Origin of the sequence: Allomuricauda sp. CAU 1633 (assembly GCF_017313225.1) — a bacterium.
In the GTDB taxonomy this organism is placed as follows: Bacteria; Bacteroidota; Bacteroidia; order Flavobacteriales; family Flavobacteriaceae; genus Flagellimonas.
Genome location: NZ_JAFLNE010000001.1, coordinates 839,000 through 858,496, shown reverse-complemented (window position 1 = coordinate 858,496; position 19,497 = coordinate 839,000). Strand labels below are relative to the sequence as shown.

Sequence of the window (19,497 nt, the reverse complement as noted above, 5' to 3'; positions counted from 1 at the left end):
AAAGATAAGAGCATGAACATTGTCCTACATCTTTTACTTGGCTTATTTCTTCTTTCTTGCAACGGAAAAAAGGAAAGGTTGGAGGCTCACTATCAGATGAACACTTCCAAACCTTCCCATGAGGTTTGGAACACACTTTTAAAAAATCATGTGGATGAGAATGGAAATGTGAAATACTCGGTTTTCAAACAGGATGCCGCACAGCTTAATGATTATTTAAGTCATTTGGCACAACACCCCCCTTCCCCAACTTGGTCCAAGGAGGATTCATTGGCTTATTATATTAACCTTTATAATGCGGCAACCGTAAAGCTGATTGTGGACCATTACCCTGTTGAAAGTATCAAGGACATTCCCAATCGATGGGATAAAAAATGGATTTATGTGGGTAATTCAACTTTATCCCTGAACCATATTGAGCACGAAATTCTGCGCAAGATGAACGAACCACGAATTCATTTTGCCATTAATTGCGCCTCCTATTCCTGTCCAAAATTGTTGAATGAGGCCTTTATGCCTGAAAAAATGGAACAGCAGCTTAACCAAGTGGCTCAAGATTTTGTAAACGACCCGACAAAAAATCGCTTTGAAAACGGCGAAGCTCAATTATCCAAAATATTCAAATGGTACAAGGGTGATTTTACGGAGGACACCTCACTTTTGGAATTCATCAACCCTTATTTAAAAAATCCCATCGGCAGCGATGCCGATATCGACTATTTGGATTATGACTGGAGTTTGAACGATGCCAAATAAGAATCGTTCCATAAGCATAATTATTCCGGTGCTCAATGAAGAGCTATGCCTCGGAAAGTTGCTCAAGCACCTTAACCAAAAATCAACACCCTCCAATAACATAGAAATTATTTGTGTTGACGGTGGAAGTACGGACAAAACTCGGGAAATTGCAGAGCAACATCGTGCAAAAGTGGTTCTATCCCAAAAAGGGAGGGCCAAACAAATGAACCTAGGAGCCAAACACGCCAAAGGAGACGTTCTCTATTTTTTACATGCCGATACCTTTCCTCCCCACAATTTTGACCAGTTTATCCTGAGCGCTGCTGATAGTGGATTTTTAGCAGGTTGCTTTCGGATGAGATTTGACACCAAAAACCTTTTTCTTCGCTTTTTTGCTTGGTTTTCCAGAATGAATCTACTTATCTGTCGCGGAGGCGACCAATCCCTATTTGTAGAACGGGAGCTCTTTACAAAAAGTAAAGGCTTCGATGAGACTTATCGCATTTATGAGGATACGGAATTCATAGGGCGGTTATACAAACAAACAAAATTTAGGGTCTTACCAGCTTACGTGGTCACCTCAGCACGGAAATATCAGGAAATAGGCATCTTGAAGCTTCAATTTCATTTTGCTGTTATCCATCTAAAAAAGTATTTGGGGTCGAGTCCAGATAAGCTATATCGGTATTATGCGAAGTACATTACACCCTAAAGAAGCTATTCTTCAATCTCCAGATCGGCAAAATCGTTCATAATTCCATTGGTCAGCAAATTGGCAAGCAGCTTTTTATTAGGGCGTACCGAAATTTTCTCTTCTACTGATTTTGGTGAATCGTTATCCAGAGTAAGCAAACTTACCGCCGGAAGCGTATTTTTAGCCAAGTATAGGCTATTGCTGTCTTCAAATATCATGTTGCTATTCTCTGGGGAGCGGGATACACTGTTCTTTTTGAATACGTTTTGGATATTTTCTGCCAACCGCTGCCCTTCTTCGCTTTTGTTGTAATGATAAACGGCTACGTTCATGTTGCCTCTTCCTGTAACGGCATTGTCCCGTATCACCAATACCCTTTGGTACTTGCCACTATTTTGAAGGTAACGCTTGTTTATGGCATCAATATAGGCGTCCATTTTTTGGGTATAATCTGTCTCAGCTTCAGTTTCTTCCAAAATTTCTGGGCTTTCGTTACCCAAGATGTACACTTGGGCCCCATGAACCATGAGCTCGGAAGCTAAATTTTGAGTAGTTTCCTTTACAAATCCATTATCTTGATGGGCATCATTTTCCACGATCAAATAATAGACCGCATCTTTGAGTTTCTCACTTTTTAGGGACATTTTGGCCAATTCTTTGTCAAAAATGGGCTCCTCTGTTCCATTTTCTCCCAGTATCTGCACTCCGGTTTTCTTGAAAGAATCGGTGGTTTTGGGAATTTGGTAGGCCACTCCAACCTGCAAAAAACTACCATCCTTAATTTTTTCTTCATTGAGCTTGATGAATTCCTCATAATGCTTCACAGGATCCAAGCCTTGTTTTCGAAGTAAGGAAAAGATGCCATCGCCTTGTTCTGCAATGACCGTATTGGGAAGGTCTTGAGCGAAAAAAAATGAGCAAGTGCATACCCAAAAGAAGAGGGATGGAAAAAATTTCATCAGGTTCAGTTTATAATTGGGAGGTGCACTACAAATATGGCAAAAATCATTTATCCCAAAACCTGACGGGTACAAAAAGTTTTAACAATCGGTATTGATAACCTTAAAGTTTTGATTTTTTAACTTGGGCGTAGTGTTCCCGAATCACAGATTCAGCTGGTTTGTTTTGAGGGGTAAACCTATTGTCCGCATAACCTCCTGCACGGTCATGGTGAATGAACCATTTCCATACAAAACCTCCAGCAAACCAATCCTCATCCCAAAACTCATCAAAAATGACCTGGGTGGCATCTGCTTGAGCTTTTAAATTGACATTTTCTTGGTTACGATCCACCAACCAAGGTTTTTTTCCGGCATAATCCATACTTCTGTACCCAAATTCGGTAAACAGCATAGGCTTTTTGTGTTTTTCCGAAAGCCCCTTCAATTTAGCTTTCCAAGGTTGCCATCCTACAGTTAGGGTTTCCACGGTGGGACTTTGCTTTTCACATAATGGGAAATAAGCATTCACCCCAACATAATCCAACTGATCCCAAAATGGGGTGCGGGCATATTCATCCCAATTGGCAGCATAGGTCAACTTGCCGTGATACACTTGTCGTACTTTTCCAATAAGTTCATTCCAAAATTCAGGTCGGTGTTTGATGAACTCATCCAATTCAGTTCCAATACAATACACGCTGCTTTGGGTTTCTTCGGCCAACTTGGCGTAGGTAAGGATAAAGTCAGCATACGATTTTTCAAACGTCCTCCAATCTTCTTCTGAGGTCATGGCCATATCTCCGGTAAACGAACCGCGGCGAATCCAGATTTGGGGCTTGAGCATCACCTGCACCCCATTTTTATGCAATAAATCAATATACTGTTTGGCACCCCGTTTGGTCTCACCATACCACTGGCGTTCCGAGTTAAAAACCAGTTCAGGGGAATTGGACTCTCTCATAAAACCAAAAGGCATCACCGCAGCATAATTGGCATGGATCTTCAGCAAGGGATCTACATGCTCTTGTATCACTTCTTCCCGAGACCCCACAAAGCTGACACCATTGATTTTTTCAATAGACTGACCACTGCACGAAATCAAAATCAAACACCAAAAGAGGCCTAAAAGTTTCATATACCAAATTCCTTTACCCTAAAAATAATCCATTAAAAGTTAAGGATTTATGAAAAATGCAATCTGTATTAAATTATATTCTTTCTAAATTAACCCATTGGGTTAAGTTCCTTTTGTTAAGTTCGACCCATTAGCAACAATCAATAGGTCCATATGGAGAACATTGTCATTATTGGAAATGGAATTGCCGGGGTTACGGCAGCGCGGCATATCCGTAAACTCTCTGATAAACGGATTACCCTAATTTCTGCGGAGACCGATTATTTTTTTTCCCGAACCGCGCTGATGTATGTGTACATGGGTCATATGAAATTTGAACACACACAACCCTATGAAAATGGGTTTTGGAAGAAAAATCGCATTGAATTGGTCAAAGGGTTTGTAACCCAGGTAATTCCCGAAGATAAAAAGGTATCGCTGGATGGTGGCAAATCCATCTTCTATGATAAATTAATCATCGCCACAGGATCCAAACCCAACAAATTTGGATGGCCCGGACAAGATTTAGACGGGGTTCAAGGACTCTATTCCAAGCAAGATCTAGATCTTTTGGAACAAAATGCCCCTAACAACAAGGTTTGCAAAAGGGCTGTGATCGTAGGTGGCGGATTGATCGGGATTGAACTGGCCGAAATGCTCCGAACCAGAGACATTCCTGTAACCTTTTTGGTGCGAGAAGACAGTTTTTGGAACGGCATTTTACCCAGTGGTGAATCGCAAATGATCAACGAGCATATTGTGGAACACCACATCGATTTAAGGTTAAGCTCCTCCCTTAAAGAAATTGTTTCCGATGAAAACGGAAGGGTAAAATCCATCATTGTGGAAGAAACTGGAGAGGAGATCCCCTGTGATTTGGTCGGACTTACCGCGGGCGTTACGCCCAATATCGATTTCTTAAAGGATTCTGGAATTGAATTAGGTCGAGGGGTTAAAGTAAATCGCTTTCTGGAAACCAACAGTAAAGATATCTATGCGATCGGCGACTGTGCCGAACAGCACAAAGCTATTGGAAACAGACGCCCCGTTGAAGCGGTTTGGTACACCGGTCGCATGATGGGTGAAACCGTGGCACAGACCATTTGCGGCAATAAAATACCCTACAATCCTGGACATTGGTTTAATTCTGCCAAATTCCTGGATATTGAGTACCAAACGTATGGTTGGGTGTTTTCGGAACGAAGAAAGAAAGCCGAGGAAGTTCATTTTCATTGGAGACATCCCAAAGAGAAAATTTGCATTACCATTGCCTTTCATAAAGATTCCAAAGAACTTTTGGGCATCAATACCTTTGGCATTCGATTGCGACACGAGATTTTTGACCGATGGCTTACAGAAAAAAGAAACGTGGAGTATGTATTGGAGCATCTCATGGATGCCAACTTTGATCCAGAATTCTACAAGACGTATGAAAACGACATCGTGAACCAATTCAATTCAGATTTTGGGAAATCCATCCACTCCAAAAAGAAAAGTTTAAAACGCATCTTCCAATTTGCCTAATCCAATAGCAATGAGCACATACGATAAAAGCATGGCCCTCACTGGGCAACCCCCAAAAAGCTTGAGCACTAGTCAAAAACTGGCCACTCTTACCGGTGTTACGGGATTGGGGATAATGCTGCTGGCCATATTCAATGTTTCCTTTCCCAATAAAACACTTTGGCTTTCCATTTCACTTTCAGCGCTTTTTGCAGGTATTCTTTGGTTTTCATGGGATGCCTATTCTCAAAAACTTCCAGGCATCAAAAATGATGGGGTTTGGTTCAAATCCATCTCCAACCGTGGATTTTGGGCATGGGTAGCTGGTCTTTCATTGACTGGATTCTATATCATCTTGTATTTCTATCCCGAATATTTGGGATTGGTAAGTGATGGAGACAACAAAGGAGTTATTGGGCTTTTTGACCCTTTGAGCAAGGCGCTGAGTGGCAATCCCGCCAGTCAATGGTTTGTCTATGGAACCTTATATACAGTGGCTATTTTAGCTTTCGGAATAAAGTTTCTGTGGAAGTATCGCCATAACCGTTATGAAAAGCTCCGAACCTGGAGCGTCATGTTCTTCCAAACCGCTTTCGCGTTCATCATTCCCGAATTGATGGCCCGTTTAAACGGAGATAAAATTTTAAATGGAGGTAGCTTGCCCTATTATGACCTTAAAAATGTTTGGCCTCTCAACTACTATAATTTTGAGAGCTACCGCATAAAAGGGTTTTTAAGCTCCGGGGATATTGGTTTTGCCCTATTGGTTTTTGGAATTCTCTCCATTTTTGTCATTACCCCCATCCTAACCTATAAATATGGGAAGCGATGGTATTGCTCTTGGGTTTGTGGTTGTGGCGGACTGGCCGAAACTGCTGGAGATTCCTTCCGTCAATTGAGTGATAAATCAACTTTTGCTTGGAAAGTGGAGCGCTGGGTGGTGCATAGCGTGGTGGTTTTTGTCACCTTGATGACCACCGCAGTGGTGTACTCCTATTTGGGAACGGATACGAGCAAATATTGGCTGACCAAAAGCTCATTTTTAATTGGCGTCGCCGTATTACTGACACTTGTTTTTGTATGGGTGATGCTCTTTAAACGGGACCAACTTCAAAAAGATGCGCAATACGGTGCCATTGGGTATTTTGTGATCATTATGGCACTTCTCGGCATGCACTTTTTCAGTGGAGATGGCAATGTATTTCTCTTCAAGTCGGAAACCCTACGTAAATCCTATTCCTTTCTGATTGGCAGTATCTTTTCAGGAGTCATTGGCACGGGCTTTTACCCAATTTTTGGGAGCAGGGTATGGTGCAGGTTTGGGTGTCCCATGGCGGCCATCCTTGGTTTTCAACAGCGGTTATTCTCCAGATTTCGAATTACCACCAATGGGGGGCAGTGTATTTCTTGCGGAAACTGTTCAACCTATTGCGAAATGGGTATCGATGTGCGGGCCTATGCCCAAAAAGGCGAGAATATTGTTCGTGCCAGTTGCGTAGGATGCGGTATTTGCTCCGCAGTGTGCCCAAGAGGTGTATTGAAATTGGAAAATGGCCCGTTGGAGGGAAGAATAGACAGCAACCAAGTTTTATTGGGCAATGATGTGGATTTAATGACATTGGTAAATCAAAAATGATATAAACTCTTTTCACAAGAAATCAAAAAAGCGCATGGAAAACCCTAGTTTTGGCAACTTCAAACTAAAATAAAATCCAAAGGCAGCCCATGGCGGATATCAAGGTCATTATTCCTGCAATCAATGAAGGAGACTCCATCGGAAAAGTGGTTTCCGAAATCCCAAAACATGTTTCCGAAATTATTGTGGTAGACAACGGCTCCACCGATAAAACCATGGAAAATGCCAAAAAAGCAGGGGCCACCGTAATCACCGAAACCCGCAAAGGATATGGGTCTGCCTGCTTGCGCGGAATTAATTATGTAGAGCAACAATCCAAACAACCAGACATAATCGTATTTATTGACGGAGATTACTCGGATTATCCAGAGGAACTGGATAAGGTAGTCGCCCCAATCTTGGAAAATGACATAGATTTTGTGGTCGGCGCTCGAAAAAAGTCGCTCAGGGAACCCGGTTCCATGACTCCACAGCAGGTTTTTGGCAACAAATTGGCCACTTTTTTAATGAAAATCCTGTTTGGAGCAAGATTTACGGATTTGGGACCTTTTAGGGCCATAAAATATGAAAAACTCAAAAAATTGGAGATGCAGGACACGACTTATGGGTGGACGGTGGAAATGCAGCTCAAAGTACTGAGAAAAAACATGTCATATACCGAAATACCAGTGCGTTATAAACGAAGAATTGGTGTTTCAAAAGTGTCGGGTACGGTAAAAGGTACTATATTTGCTGGCATTAAGATTTTGGGTTGGATTTTTAAATACAGTTTAAAATAATATGGGACTCACAATTGCTCTTATCATCGTCGCTATTTATAGTACAGCCTTAATTTTGATTTTCTTTTACAGTCTTTCGCAATTAAATCTGTTGATCAATTACCTAGGTTACAAAAAGCGAAATGATGAAGCTCCCAAATTCAACCTGCTAGATCCCAAGGAAATACCGTTTGTCACCATACAGCTCCCCATTTACAACGAAGAGTATGTCATGGAGCGTTTGTTGGACAATATCGCCAAAATAGAATACCCAAAAAGTAAGTTGGAAATTCAGGTTCTGGACGACTCTACTGATGATTCCGTCATAGAAACCGCAAAACGAATCGAGGAACTTCAAAAAGACGGACTCGATATCCAACACATCCGTAGGGAAAATCGAAAAGGATATAAAGCCGGAGCACTAAAAGAAGGTTTGGCCATTGCAAAGGGCGAGTTCATTGCCATTTTTGATGCTGACTTCCTTCCTGAGAGTGATTGGTTAAAAAAGACCGTTCCCTATTTTAAGGATGAGGAAATTGGTGTGGTACAGACCCGCTGGGGGCATATCAACCGCGATTATTCCACCCTTACCCGTATCCAGGCTTTTGCTTTGGACGCCCACTTTACGTTGGAGCAGGTAGGGCGAAACTCAAAAGGACACTTTATCAACTTTAACGGTACCGCGGGTATCTGGAGAAAAGAATGCATTTTGGATGCCGGTAACTGGGAAGGCGATACCTTGACCGAGGATTTGGATTTGAGCTACCGTGCCCAATTGAAAAACTGGAAGTTCAAATATTTGGAAGATGTTGAAACTCCTGCTGAATTGCCCGTGGTCATCAGTGCAGCACGTTCACAGCAATTCCGTTGGAACAAAGGTGGTGCCGAAAACTTCAGAAAGACCGTTTGGAGCGTTATTACATCCAAAAACATTTCATTAAAGACTAAGTTTCACGGAGTGATGCACTTGTTGAACAGTTCCATGTTCCTTTGCGTATTCATTGTGGCGCTGTTGAGTATTCCCATGCTCTACATCAAAAATACGTACGGGCATTTGGGTTGGATTTTTGAGGTGACCAGCTTCTTCATCATAAGCACCATTATCCTGTTCATTTGCTATTGGTTTACGTATAAAAGCATTCAGGGAAGCAGCTTTGACAACTTTGTGGACTACATTAAACTCTTTTTTACTTTCTTTTCAGTGGCACTTGGGTTCTCTTTGCACAACACCGTTGCTGTTTTGGAAGGCCATTTGGGCAAGCGAAGCGAATTTGTACGTACCCCCAAGTTCAATATCAATAGCATTAAAGATACGTGGAAGGGCAATAAATATTTGGCAAAGAAACTTTCGCCCAACATGATTTTGGAATTTGCCTTGATGATCTACTTCCTTTTTGGAATGTACAGCGCCGTTCCTTTGAATGACTACGGATTGTTCCCATTCCATTTGATGTTGTTCCTTGGTTTCGGTTTTGTTTTCTTTAAATCGTTGACCTCCAAGGCCTAAAACCCATGCTTTCTTACTGGCGCTTGCACAAATACCCGATACTCTTTGTCTTCGGGAGTTTATTGTTCTACGCAAGTTTTGGTTACGATTTGGCCCGTACCGATTTCATAAAACTGCTCATGCTCTTTGCAGGGCTTTTCTTTTTTATGGTCAAACTCATGCAGTTTGAAAAATGGAACTTTAAGTTCCTTTTGGTAGCGGGAATTCTATTTCGATTGGTTTTTTTGTTCGCCGAGCCCAACCTTTCCCAAGATTTTTACCGCTTTATTTGGGACGGGGAACTCATCAAAAATGGACTCAATCCATACCTACACACTCCAAACGACCTCATTGGTCAATCTGATTTGGCCATTGCGAATGCCCAGGAATTGCACACGAATATGGGAGCACTCCATGCCAGACATTTCAGCAATTATCCCCCTGTCAATCAAATTCTGTTTGCTTTGGCTGCTATTTTGGGAGGGGGAAGTATTCTGGGGTCTATCATAGTTATGCGAGTCACCTTGATTTTGGCTGATATCGGCGTTCTATACTTTGGGAGAAAGTTGCTCCAAAACCTCAACCAATCCACACATGTGGCTTTTTGGTATTTTTTGAACCCCTTGGTCATCATTGAATTGACGAGCAATCTCCATTTTGAAGGGGTCATGTTGTTCTTTCTGGTTTGGGCCTTGTACCTCATTTCAAAAAAGAAATGGATTTTTGCTGCACCCATCTATGCATTGTCCATCATGGTGAAGTTAATTCCCTTGCTATTTCTGCCCTTCTTTTTAAAATATCTTCGTTTGAAGAACAGTGTATTTTTCTACGGACTTGTGGGAGTAGGATGTGTTTTGGTACTTCTACCCTTTTATGCACCATCGTTTATCGACAACTATTCCGAAACCTTAAAGCTATGGTTCTCGAACTTCGAGTTCAATGCAAGCATTTACAACATTGTCAAAAAAATTGCAGTTACCCAATATGAAGCCAAACCTTGGGAGCTGATTGAATCCTACGGGAATGTCATCACCAAAGTAATTCTAGGCATCACCTTGCTCATTGCTTTCCTTCGGAAAAACAACACTCTGGAAAGTGTAATCACCTCAATGGTACTGGTATTGTCTTGCTATTATTTTCTGTCCAGCACCGTGCATCCCTGGTATGTTGTTTTTTTGCTGGGCATAAGTATTTTCACAAAATATCGATTCCCCTTAGTGTGGTCGTTGGCCATTGTGCTTAGTTATCAGGCCTATTCCAACCCAGATTTCAAGGAGAATCTTTGGTTATTGGCTATTGAGTATATTTTGGTCTTTGGCTTTTTTGTTTATGAAATAATAGGTAGGGATTCAAAAAAGTTATATTTCTTCAAAAAATAAATCAATCTCTAGGTCAATTGGAATTAATTTGTACTTTTATCCCGCAATGAAAGGACAAGAATACATATTTACAGCATTGAGCATCCCCGCTCCAGTACGTCCATTTTCTCCACGTCGTCGCCCGTAAGGGTGCACTAATATCTATGGAAATAGGTGAGTCCATTTCCGCAAAACCATCAAAACATCTTTTTTTAATTTTATCTGTTTAATCGCTTGCAATGGATATTGTAATTGCTAACGAATCACATTTTAAATACGCTCAGATTATCTGCGACACCATAGCGGAATCCGCCAAAGTGCGCGGTACTGGAATTGCCAAACGTACCCCCGAATATATCATGAAACGTTTACAAAACGGAAATGCAGTCATTGCCTTGGACGGTGACACATTTGCTGGCTTTTGTTATATCGAGGTTTGGGGCAACAAGGATTTTGTGGCCAATTCTGGGCTTATTGTACACCCTGATTATAGAAACCAAGGTTTGGCCAAAAAAATTAAAAAGGCCGTCTTTGACCTTTCGCGAAAGAAATTTCCGGATGCCAAAATTTTTGGGATCACCACTGGGCTGGCCGTCATGAAAATGAACTATGAGCTTGGATATAGGCCCGTAACTTTTTCGGAACTTACTAATGACCCCGAATTCTGGAAAGGTTGCCAGACCTGTAAGAATTTTGATATTCTTACACGTACCGAACAAAAAATGTGCCTGTGCACTGGAATGCTGTACGACGCCAATGAAAAAAAGAGCGAAAAAAATACAGAGTCAAAAAAATTAAATGGAAAGGCTTTTCAAAGGCTAAAGGAAATAAAAGAGACCCTTTTCCTAAAGAAAAAAGAAAAGTAATTTATAAATGTCCCCTTGAGAGCTTGCACTGAGCGAAGTCGAAGTGGGACCTTAGGGTGCAACGCACAACTATTGATAAAGAATAAAGATTCCCACTTTTGGGAGAAAAAATAAATTTGAATGAAAAAATTAGTTTTAGCCTATAGTGGTGGATTAGACACTTCCTATTGTGCCAAATATTTATCCAAAGAAGAAGGATTTGAAGTACATGCCGTAAGCGTTAACACCGGTGGATTCAGCAAAGCTGAAATTAAGGAGATTGAGGAAAAAGCGCTTGCCTTGGGGGCAACTACATACACTTCCATCAATGCCATTTCCAATTTTTATGAAAAAGTGGTGAAATACCTCATTTTCGGAAATGTTCTTCGGAACAATACCTACCCCCTTTCCGTAAGTGCGGAGCGGATTGTACAGGCCATTGAAATTATAAACCACGCCAAAAAAATTGGCGCCCAATATATTGCACACGGTAGCACCGGAGCTGGTAACGACCAAGTGCGTTTTGATATGATCTTTCAAATATTGGCCCCAGAGATTGAAATCATTACACCTATTAGGGATAAAAGATTAGCCCGGGAAGAAGAAATCAATTACTTGCAACAAAATGGGATTGACTATTCATGGGAAAAGGCCAAATATTCCATCAACAGAGGATTGTGGGGCACATCTGTAGGCGGTGAAGAAACTTTGACTTCACATCTTTCCTTACCGGAAACAGCCTATCCAAGCCAACTGGAAAAAGAATTGCCCAAAGAACTAAAGTTGACTTTTGAAAAAGGGGAACTCGTAGCCTTGGATGGCGAAAAAGATACTCCTGTGGCCAACATTGAAAAATTAGAGGCCATTGCCTCCAAATATGCTATTGGTAGGGACATCCATGTGGGTGATACCATCATCGGAATCAAAGGTCGGGTTGGTTTTGAGGCTGCTGCGCCTTTGATTATCATCAAGGCACACCATTTATTGGAAAAACACACCTTGAGCAAATGGCAACAGTACCAAAAAGAGCAAATGGCCAATTTTTATGGCATGTTGTTGCACGAAGGAAACTATCTGGATGAAGTGATGCGAAATATTGAAGCCTTTTTGACCGATACCCAAAAGAATGTTTCCGGAGAGGTCTTTGTAACCTTGCATCCGTACCGATTTGAATTGAACGGCATCGCTTCGGACCATGATTTGATGAACGCTTCCTTTGGAAGTTATGGAGAAATGAACAAGGGTTGGACCGCCGATGATGCCAAAGGCTTTATCAAAATTCTGTCCAATTCCGGGAAAATTGCAAACCACGTAAATCAAAAGCATGATTAAAGCAGGAATCATAGGCGGTTCTGGGTATACAGGTGGGGAACTCATTCGATTGTTGTTGAACCACCCTGAAACCGAAATCGATTTTGTGTACAGTACAACTCGAGCCGGAAAACCCATTACCTCAGCCCATCAAGATCTCTTGGGATTGACCGATTTGGCGTTTTCTGGAGAGATAAATCCTGATGTGGATGTCGTTTTTCTTTGCTTGGGACATGGGAATTCGACCTCCTTTTTGAATGAGAATAAGTTTTCAGTATCAACAAAAATCATAGACCTCAGCAACGATTTCAGATTACAGGCAGATTCTAATTTTAATGGCCAGCGTTTTATTTATGGGCTTCCTGAATTGAATAAATCTGCCATACAATCAGCGGAGGCCATCGCCAATCCCGGTTGTTTTGCTACGGCCATTCAACTGGCACTGCTTCCTTTGGCCAAAGCCGGATTGCTGAAAAGTGATATTCACATTAATGCCGTTACTGGAAGTACCGGTGCTGGGGTTGGATTGTCATCGACCTCACATTTTAGCTGGCGGAACAACAACATTTCGTGGTACAAGCCTTTTACCCATCAACATTTGGGAGAAATAGGTGAAAGTTTGGATTCCTATGGAAATTCGGTTGGAAAATTATTGTTTTTGCCCACACGAGGAAATTTTACCCGAGGGATTTTGGCAACAGCGTATACTTCTTTTGAAGGTTCTTTGGAAGAAGCCAAAAAGCTATACAAAGCATTTTACAAGGATGCCGCCTTTACTCATGTTTCTGATGAGGAAATCCATTTGAAGCAGGTTGTCAACACCAATCAATGCCATATTCATTTACACAAACATGAAGGCTTGATTTTGATCACCTCAGTCCTTGATAATTTGCTAAAGGGCGCCTCCGGGCAAGCTGTACAAAATATGAACCTGATGTTTGGTTTCCCTGAAACCGAAGGTCTATTACTAAAAGCAGGAGTTTTTTAAAAGAATAAACCATGAAAATAGCAATCATAGGAGCAGGAAACTTGGGATTGGCCATTGCAAAAGGCATTTTGCACACCAACGGCGCCACTACCATGTATCTCACCAAACGAAACACCAAATCCATCAAGGATTTTGAAAAATACGGGAACGTCACGGTTACTTCAGACAATGAAGAGGCGGTAAAAAACTCGGACATTCTCATTTTTGCGGTACAACCGGGTCATTTTACCTCCATTTTGGAACAGACCAAGGACCTGCTCACCGAAAAGCATGTAATAATAAGCACCATTACAGGATTTAGTATTCCTAAAATTGAAGGCATCATCGGTTCGGATAAGTTCATCATACGTAGTATGCCCAACACCGCCATTTCGGTGGGGAAATCCATGACCTGTATCTGTAGCAACGAACTTGGGAAAAAACGAATCGATTTGGCCAAGGCCATTTTTAACCGGATGGGACATACCATGGAGATTCCAGAGGAACAAATGCAGGCCGCTACGGTTATCTGCGCGAGTGGTATTGCCTTTTGGATGCGTTTGATTCGAGCTACTACCCAAGGTGCCATTCAGCTAGGTTTTGATGCCAAGGAAGCCCAAGAATTGGCCATGCATACCTGTAATGGAGCGGCTAGTCTACTCATTGAATCCGGAAGTCACCCCGAAGAAGAAATTGACAGAGTGACCACGCCCAAAGGTTGTACCATTGAGGGATTGAACGAGATGGAACATCAAGGGTTGAGTTCCTCGCTTATCCGAGGTATTGTGAGCTCATTTGAAAAAATCAGCCAAATTAAAAAGGGGTAAAAGATGAAATTATTTGACGTATATCCATTATATGATGTCACCCCGGTTTCTGCCAAAGGCATTGAGGTTTGGGATGATAAAGGACAAAAATATTGGGACTTTTATGGCGGTCATGCCGTGATTTCCATTGGACATACCCATCCACATTACGTAAAGCGAATCAAGGATCAATTGGACAAGATTGCATTTTACAGCAATTCCATCCAAAATCCCATTCAAGAGGAATTGGCGGAAAAGTTGGGTGAACTTTCAGGTTGCGAGGAATATGACCTGTTCATGTGCAATTCTGGGGCGGAAGCCAATGAAAATGCGCTTAAAATGGCATCGTTCCACACGGGAAAATCCAAAGTCATCGCATTTAACAACAGTTTTCATGGAAGGACCTCGGCTGCAGTTGCCGTTACGGACAATCCAAGTATCAATGCCCCCATCAACAAGCAACAGGCGGTTACGTTTCTCACACTGAATGATTTTGAGGCGTTTGAAAACACAATTACTTCGGATGAGTATTGTGCCGTGATCTTGGAAGCCATCCAGGGTGTGGGCGGACTGGACGAACCTACTACAGCGTTTTATCAATTCATCGCTGAAAAATGTAAGGAGCATAATGTTGTTTTGATTGCCGATGAAGTCCAATCAGGGTATGGTAGAAGCGGAAAATTCTTTGCTTTTCAACACCATGGAATTCAACCCGATATCATTTCCATCGCAAAAGGAATGGGCAACGGCTTTCCGGTTGGCGGCGTATTGATTCATGAAACCTTTAAGCCTTCATACGGGCTTTTAGGAACCACCTTTGGTGGAAATCACTTGGCCTGTGCGGCAAGTATGGCCGTTTTGGAAGTATTGGAAAGTGAAGATCTCACCAAAAACGCTGATGAATTGGGAGCTTATTTTAGGGAAAAGACCCAAGAAATTCCAGAAATCAAGAACATAAAAGGTAGGGGGTTGATGATTGGCCTTGAGTTTGACTTTGAAGTAGCCGACCTGAGAAAAAAACTCATCTATGAGCAACATATTTTTACCGGCAGTGCCAAAAACAAGAAGTTATTGCGGTTTTTGCCCGCATTGAACATCACCAAAGAACACGTAGACCTATTTTTTGAAGCCCTGCAAAACGCATTAAAATGAAGCATTTTTTATCTGTTAACGATATTGAGTCCCTCCCCGATTGGGTGGACGAAGCAATTACCTTAAAACAAAACCCTTATCAGTTTGAAGATTTGGGCAAACACAAAACCTTGTGCCTGCTGTTTTTCAACAATAGCTTGAGAACACGGTTGAGCACACAAAAAGCCGCCATGCAATTGGGTATGGAAGTCATGATCATGAATTTCGGCAGCGAAAGCTGGGTTTTGGAATACCAAGATGGTTCTGTGATGGACCAAGGAACTTCGGAGCACATCAAGGAAGCTGCGCAAGTGGTGTCCCAATATTGCGACATTGTGGCCATTCGTGCCTTTCCCGATTTAAAGGACAGGGAAAAGGATGAGGCCGAAGAAGTATTGAACGGTTTCGCCAAATATGCTTCGGTTCCCGTGGTAAATATGGAAAGTTCTACGGGTCATCCTTTGCAGGCTTTGGCAGATGCCATAACTTTAGCAGAGCACACCCCAAAGCCAAGACCAAAAGTAGTTTTGTCTTGGGCGCCCCATCCAAAGGCTTTGCCTCATGCCGTAGCCAATTCATTTACCCAAATGATGAAGTTGCAGGATGCGGAATTTATCATCACCCACCCCAAAGGGTACGAACTCAACCCCAAGATCACCCAAGGGTGCCAAATTGAGTACAATCAAGAAAAAGCACTCAAGGATGCCGATTTTGTCTATGTGAAAAATTGGAGCAGTTATACCAATTACGGGAAAGTGCTGCACCAAGACCTAAACTGGACCATGACGCAACAAAAATTGGGAAAGGCCCAATTTATGCACTGCCTACCCGTGAGAAGGAACATTGTTGTGGAAGATGCCGTTTTGGATGGCAATAACTCGCTGGTAATCAACCAAGCATTGAATAGAACCTTTTCGGCACAAATTGTCCTGAAAAAAATATTGGAAGCCTTATGAAACAAACACTATCCATCGTAAAAGTAGGGAGCAACCTCATTGAAGATGATAAGGGGTTCGTGAGAATTTTAGATCTTTTTTCCAAAATGCCAGGGAACAAAATCATGGTGCACGGAGGAGGAAAAAAAGCAACACAGATTGGCAACAAACTGGGCATTGAGGCCAAAATGATCAACGGCCGTAGAATTACCGATGAAAAAAGTTTGGAAATCGCCATTATGGTGTACGGTGGATTGGTAAGTAAACAAATTGTGGCCCAATTGCAGGCTTTCGGCACCAATGCCATTGGAATGAGCGGCGCCGATGCTAATGCCATTCTGGCGCATAAAAGACCAGTTACCAAGGTTGATTTTGGCTACGTGGGCGATGTGGACAAAGTAAACGCCTATGGAATTTTTAAATTGTTGCAGGCTGGGTTCACTCCTATTTTTTGCGCTTTAACACATGATGGGAAAGGACAATTGTTCAACACCAACGCTGATACCATTGCAGCAGAATTGGCCATTGCCATGTCTGACCAGTTTGATACTACCTTATACTATTGTTTTGAAAAGAAAGGTGTCTTGGAAGATGTAGAAGATGAAAACTCGGTCATTACCCATATCAATTCCAAAACCTACGAAGAGCTTTTGGCCTATGGCATCATATCGAATGGGATGCTGCCCAAAATGCACAATTGTTTTTACGCCCTCAGAAACCAAGTAAAGAAGGTATGTATAGGAGATATTGACATGCTGGAAAAAGGCAACCCAAATTTTACCACAGTAACACTATGAAAACCAATCAAGAAACATTGACCGAAAAGGCTATTGAGTTGCTGAAACAACTCATTTCAATCCCTTCCTTCTCTGGCGAAGAGGACAAAACTGGTGATGCCATTGAAGCCTTTTTGCAAGGCTTTGGGGTGAAAACAGAACGGCAGTTCAACAATATTTATGCCTTTAACAAACATTTTGATGCGTCCAAACCTACGCTACTGCTGAACTCGCACCACGATACTGTAAAACCCAACAGTGCCTATACCAAAGACCCTTTCAACCCCCATATTGAAGATGGCAAATTGTATGGTCTTGGCAGTAATGATGCTGGCGGTTGCTTGGTGTCGCTATTGGCCACTTTTGTTCATTTTTATGAGATGGAAGGATTGAGTCATAATATAATTATGGCCGCAACAGGTGAGGAAGAAGATGCTGGCGAAAAAAGTATTCGTGCTTTGTTGCCCATTCTTCCTGAAATAAACGTTGCCGTTGTGGGTGAACCCACCTTGATGGATTTGGCCATTGCCGAAAAAGGTCTGGTGGTATTTGATGCTGTTGTGGAAGGAACGCCCTCACATGCCGCACATCCAAACGATAACAATTCCATTTACAATACCATTGAAGTTTTACAGTGGTTCAAGGATTATACGTTTGATAAGGTTTCCGATGCTCTGGGCGAGGTAAAATTGACCGTCACGCAGATTAATGCCGGAAAACAGCACAATGTGGTGCCTGCCCAAGTGGATTTGGTGGTGGATGTTCGGGTGAACGACTGTTATTCCAATCAGGAGATTTCAGATATGTTACAAAAGGAGGCACCCTGTAAAATGACGCCGCGTTCGCTACGACTCAATTCATCTTGTATTGATCCTGACCATGATTTGGTAAAAAGTGGACTGGCTCTGGGACGAAAAACCTATGGCTCCCCGACTTTATCGGATCAAGCAGCATTGAGTTGCCAATCGGTTAAATTGGGCCCTGGGGACAGTACACGTTCGCACTCCGCCAACGAATTTATTTACGTAAACGAAATTGAAGAAGGCATAGACCTTTATATCAAAATCCTTTCAGGATTTTTAAAATAAGAAAACGAAAATTGGGCCCTGAGCGAAGTCGAAGGGCAATGGATACCGAAATTATTAGATTCCCATTTCCATGGGAATGACAAATAGGAAATTATGAAACTCTGGGACAAAGGTTTTAGTACCGATAAAAAGATAGACCATTTCACCGTTGGAAATGACCGTGAATTGGATTTGGTCTTGGCAAAATACGATGTCATTGCCTCCACCGCGCATGCCAAAATGTTAGGCAAAGTAGGATTGATCACTGAAAATGAATCCGAAGATTTGGTAAAGGCATTGGGTAACATTGGAAAAGATATTGAAAAAGGGAAATTTACCATTGAAGACGATTTTGAGGACATGCACTCCAAAATTGAATTTCTCCTCACAAAAAAACTCGGCGACACTGGTAAAAAAATCCATTCCGCCCGCTCCCGGAACGACCAAGTTTTGGTGGCCATGCAGCTCTACCTAAAAGATGAATTGACCGAAATCACATCCCAAACAAAATCTTTGTTTGATTTATTATTGGATTTGGCAGAAAAGCACAAAAATGTGTTGCTGCCAGGCTACACCCATTTGCAGATAGCCATGCCTTCCTCGTTTGGACTTTGGTTTTCGGCCTATGCTGAAAGTTTGGTGGATGATCTGTACTTCGTACAAGCAGCCCATAAAGTAGCGGACCAAAACCCGTTGGGAAGTGCTGCTGGATATGGTAGCTCCTTTCCCATTGACCGAAGTTTTACTACATCCGAAATGGGCTTTGACACCCTAAAATATAACGTGGTGGCTGCCCAAATGGGTCGTGGAAAGGTAGAAAAAGCAGCCGCATTCGGAATTTCCAGCGTTGCTGCTACGCTATCCAAAATGGCCATGGATATTTGCCTGTACATGAGCCAGAACTTTGATTTCATCTCTTTTCCCAACGAATTGACCACGGGAAGTAGCATTATGCCCCACAAAAAGAATCCAGATGTTTTTGAACTGATTCGGGCTAAATGCAACAAAATCCAAGCGGTGCCCAACCAATTGACAATGATTACCAACAACCTCCCCAGTGGCTACCACCGTGATCTACAGTTGGTGAAGGAAGTGATTGTTCCTGCGTTACAGGACATGCAGGCCTGTTTGGAGTTGATGACTTTTAGCTTAAAAGAAATCAAGGTGAACCCAAATATTCTGGAAGATCCCAAATACGATTACCTCTTTAGTGTGGATACCTTAAATGAACTCGTAAAAAGCGGAATGCCGTTTAGAGATGCGTATAAAACCATGGGCAAGGCCATTGAAAATGGTAATTTTAAACCCAAACGGGACATAGAGCATACCCACGAGGGTAGTTTGGGAAATTTGTGCTTGGAGGAAATCAGGCAGAAAATGGAAAAAACGCTAAACTTATGAAAATATGTTTTCTATCTAGAATGACGGAAA

The 19,497-nt window shown here is 42.1% G+C and carries 18 protein-coding genes; 16 read left to right on the top strand and 2 right to left on the bottom strand.

Annotation, left to right across the window (positions count from 1 at the left end):
• Positions 1 to 12: 12 nt before the first annotated feature.
• Both J0X14_RS03815 and J0X14_RS03810 read left to right on the top strand, forming a co-directional pair.
• A complete protein-coding gene (locus J0X14_RS03815) occupies positions 13 to 756 on the top strand; it encodes a DUF547 domain-containing protein (RefSeq protein WP_207096422.1) in 744 nt (247 codons plus the stop codon).
• Positions 746 to 1,450: a TIGR04283 family arsenosugar biosynthesis glycosyltransferase gene (locus J0X14_RS03810; RefSeq protein ID WP_207096421.1), complete on the top strand. Its 705-nt coding sequence runs from the start codon at positions 746 to 748 to the stop codon at positions 1,448 to 1,450. The genes J0X14_RS03815 and J0X14_RS03810 overlap by 11 nt, the downstream gene beginning before the upstream one ends.
• Positions 1,451 to 1,455: 5 nt before the next feature.
• Here J0X14_RS03810 and J0X14_RS03805 read toward each other — a convergent pair whose 3' ends face one another.
• Positions 1,456 to 2,391: an N-acetylmuramoyl-L-alanine amidase gene (locus J0X14_RS03805; RefSeq protein WP_207096420.1), complete on the bottom strand. Its 936-nt coding sequence runs from the start codon at positions 2,389 to 2,391 to the stop codon at positions 1,456 to 1,458.
• 103 nt (positions 2,392 to 2,494) lie between these two features.
• Positions 2,495 to 3,508: a glycoside hydrolase family 113 gene (locus tag J0X14_RS03800; RefSeq protein ID WP_207096419.1), complete on the bottom strand. Its 1,014-nt coding sequence runs from the start codon at positions 3,506 to 3,508 to the stop codon at positions 2,495 to 2,497.
• Between the two features lie 153 nt (positions 3,509 to 3,661).
• Between J0X14_RS03800 and J0X14_RS03795 the strand changes: the two genes are divergently transcribed.
• The 14 genes from J0X14_RS03795 (at position 3,662) to argH (ending at position 19,467) form a co-directional block, all read left to right on the top strand.
• Positions 3,662 to 5,011: an NAD(P)/FAD-dependent oxidoreductase gene (locus tag J0X14_RS03795; protein WP_207096418.1), complete on the top strand. Its 1,350-nt coding sequence runs from the start codon at positions 3,662 to 3,664 to the stop codon at positions 5,009 to 5,011.
• A 10-nt stretch (positions 5,012 to 5,021) separates the two neighbouring features.
• A complete protein-coding gene (locus J0X14_RS03790; protein ID WP_207096417.1) occupies positions 5,022 to 6,626 on the top strand; it encodes a 4Fe-4S binding protein in 1,605 nt (534 codons plus the stop codon).
• 89 nt (positions 6,627 to 6,715) lie between these two features.
• Complete coding sequence (locus tag J0X14_RS03785; RefSeq protein WP_207096416.1) at positions 6,716 to 7,405, top strand: glycosyltransferase family 2 protein; 690 nt, start codon at positions 6,716 to 6,718, stop codon at positions 7,403 to 7,405.
• A gap of 1 nt (position 7,406) precedes the next feature.
• Positions 7,407 to 8,891: a cellulose synthase family protein gene (locus tag J0X14_RS03780; protein WP_207096415.1), complete on the top strand. Its 1,485-nt coding sequence runs from the start codon at positions 7,407 to 7,409 to the stop codon at positions 8,889 to 8,891.
• Positions 8,892 to 8,896: 5 nt separating this feature from the next.
• On the top strand, positions 8,897 to 10,249 hold the full coding sequence (gene mptB / locus J0X14_RS03775) for a polyprenol phosphomannose-dependent alpha 1,6 mannosyltransferase MptB (RefSeq protein WP_207096414.1): 1,353 nt from the start codon (positions 8,897 to 8,899) through the stop codon (positions 10,247 to 10,249).
• Positions 10,250 to 10,467: 218 nt separating this feature from the next.
• Positions 10,468 to 11,094, top strand: a complete 627-nt coding sequence (locus tag J0X14_RS03770; RefSeq protein WP_207096413.1) for a GNAT family N-acetyltransferase — start codon at positions 10,468 to 10,470, stop codon at positions 11,092 to 11,094.
• A 120-nt stretch (positions 11,095 to 11,214) separates the two neighbouring features.
• Positions 11,215 to 12,405, top strand: coding sequence for an argininosuccinate synthase (locus J0X14_RS03765; protein ID WP_207096412.1), 1,191 nt, complete (start codon positions 11,215 to 11,217; stop codon positions 12,403 to 12,405).
• The gene (argC, locus tag J0X14_RS03760; protein ID WP_207096411.1) at positions 12,398 to 13,372 is read left to right on the top strand and encodes an N-acetyl-gamma-glutamyl-phosphate reductase; all 975 of its coding nucleotides are present in this window, start codon (positions 12,398 to 12,400) and stop codon (positions 13,370 to 13,372) included. Before J0X14_RS03765 ends, argC begins: the two co-directional genes overlap by 8 nt.
• A gap of 11 nt (positions 13,373 to 13,383) precedes the next feature.
• On the top strand, positions 13,384 to 14,178 hold the full coding sequence (gene proC, locus J0X14_RS03755) for a pyrroline-5-carboxylate reductase (RefSeq protein ID WP_207096410.1): 795 nt from the start codon (positions 13,384 to 13,386) through the stop codon (positions 14,176 to 14,178).
• 3 nt (positions 14,179 to 14,181) lie between these two features.
• Positions 14,182 to 15,309, top strand: a complete 1,128-nt coding sequence (locus tag J0X14_RS03750; protein WP_207096409.1) for an aspartate aminotransferase family protein — start codon at positions 14,182 to 14,184, stop codon at positions 15,307 to 15,309.
• The gene (locus J0X14_RS03745; protein ID WP_207096408.1) at positions 15,306 to 16,244 is read left to right on the top strand and encodes an acetylornithine carbamoyltransferase; all 939 of its coding nucleotides are present in this window, start codon (positions 15,306 to 15,308) and stop codon (positions 16,242 to 16,244) included. The genes J0X14_RS03750 and J0X14_RS03745 overlap by 4 nt, the downstream gene beginning before the upstream one ends.
• Positions 16,241 to 17,020 carry an acetylglutamate kinase gene (argB, locus tag J0X14_RS03740; protein ID WP_207096407.1) on the top strand — a complete coding sequence of 260 codons (780 nt, stop codon included), beginning with the start codon at positions 16,241 to 16,243 and terminating at the stop codon, positions 17,018 to 17,020. The genes J0X14_RS03745 and argB overlap by 4 nt, the downstream gene beginning before the upstream one ends.
• Positions 17,017 to 18,087 (top strand): M20 family metallo-hydrolase, encoded by a 1,071-nt coding sequence (locus tag J0X14_RS03735; protein ID WP_207096406.1) that lies wholly within the window; start codon positions 17,017 to 17,019, stop codon positions 18,085 to 18,087. The genes argB and J0X14_RS03735 overlap by 4 nt, the downstream gene beginning before the upstream one ends.
• Before the next feature lie 93 nt (positions 18,088 to 18,180).
• Positions 18,181 to 19,467 (top strand): argininosuccinate lyase, encoded by a 1,287-nt coding sequence (gene argH, locus J0X14_RS03730; RefSeq protein WP_207096405.1) that lies wholly within the window; start codon positions 18,181 to 18,183, stop codon positions 19,465 to 19,467.
• Positions 19,468 to 19,497 lie beyond the last annotated feature (30 nt).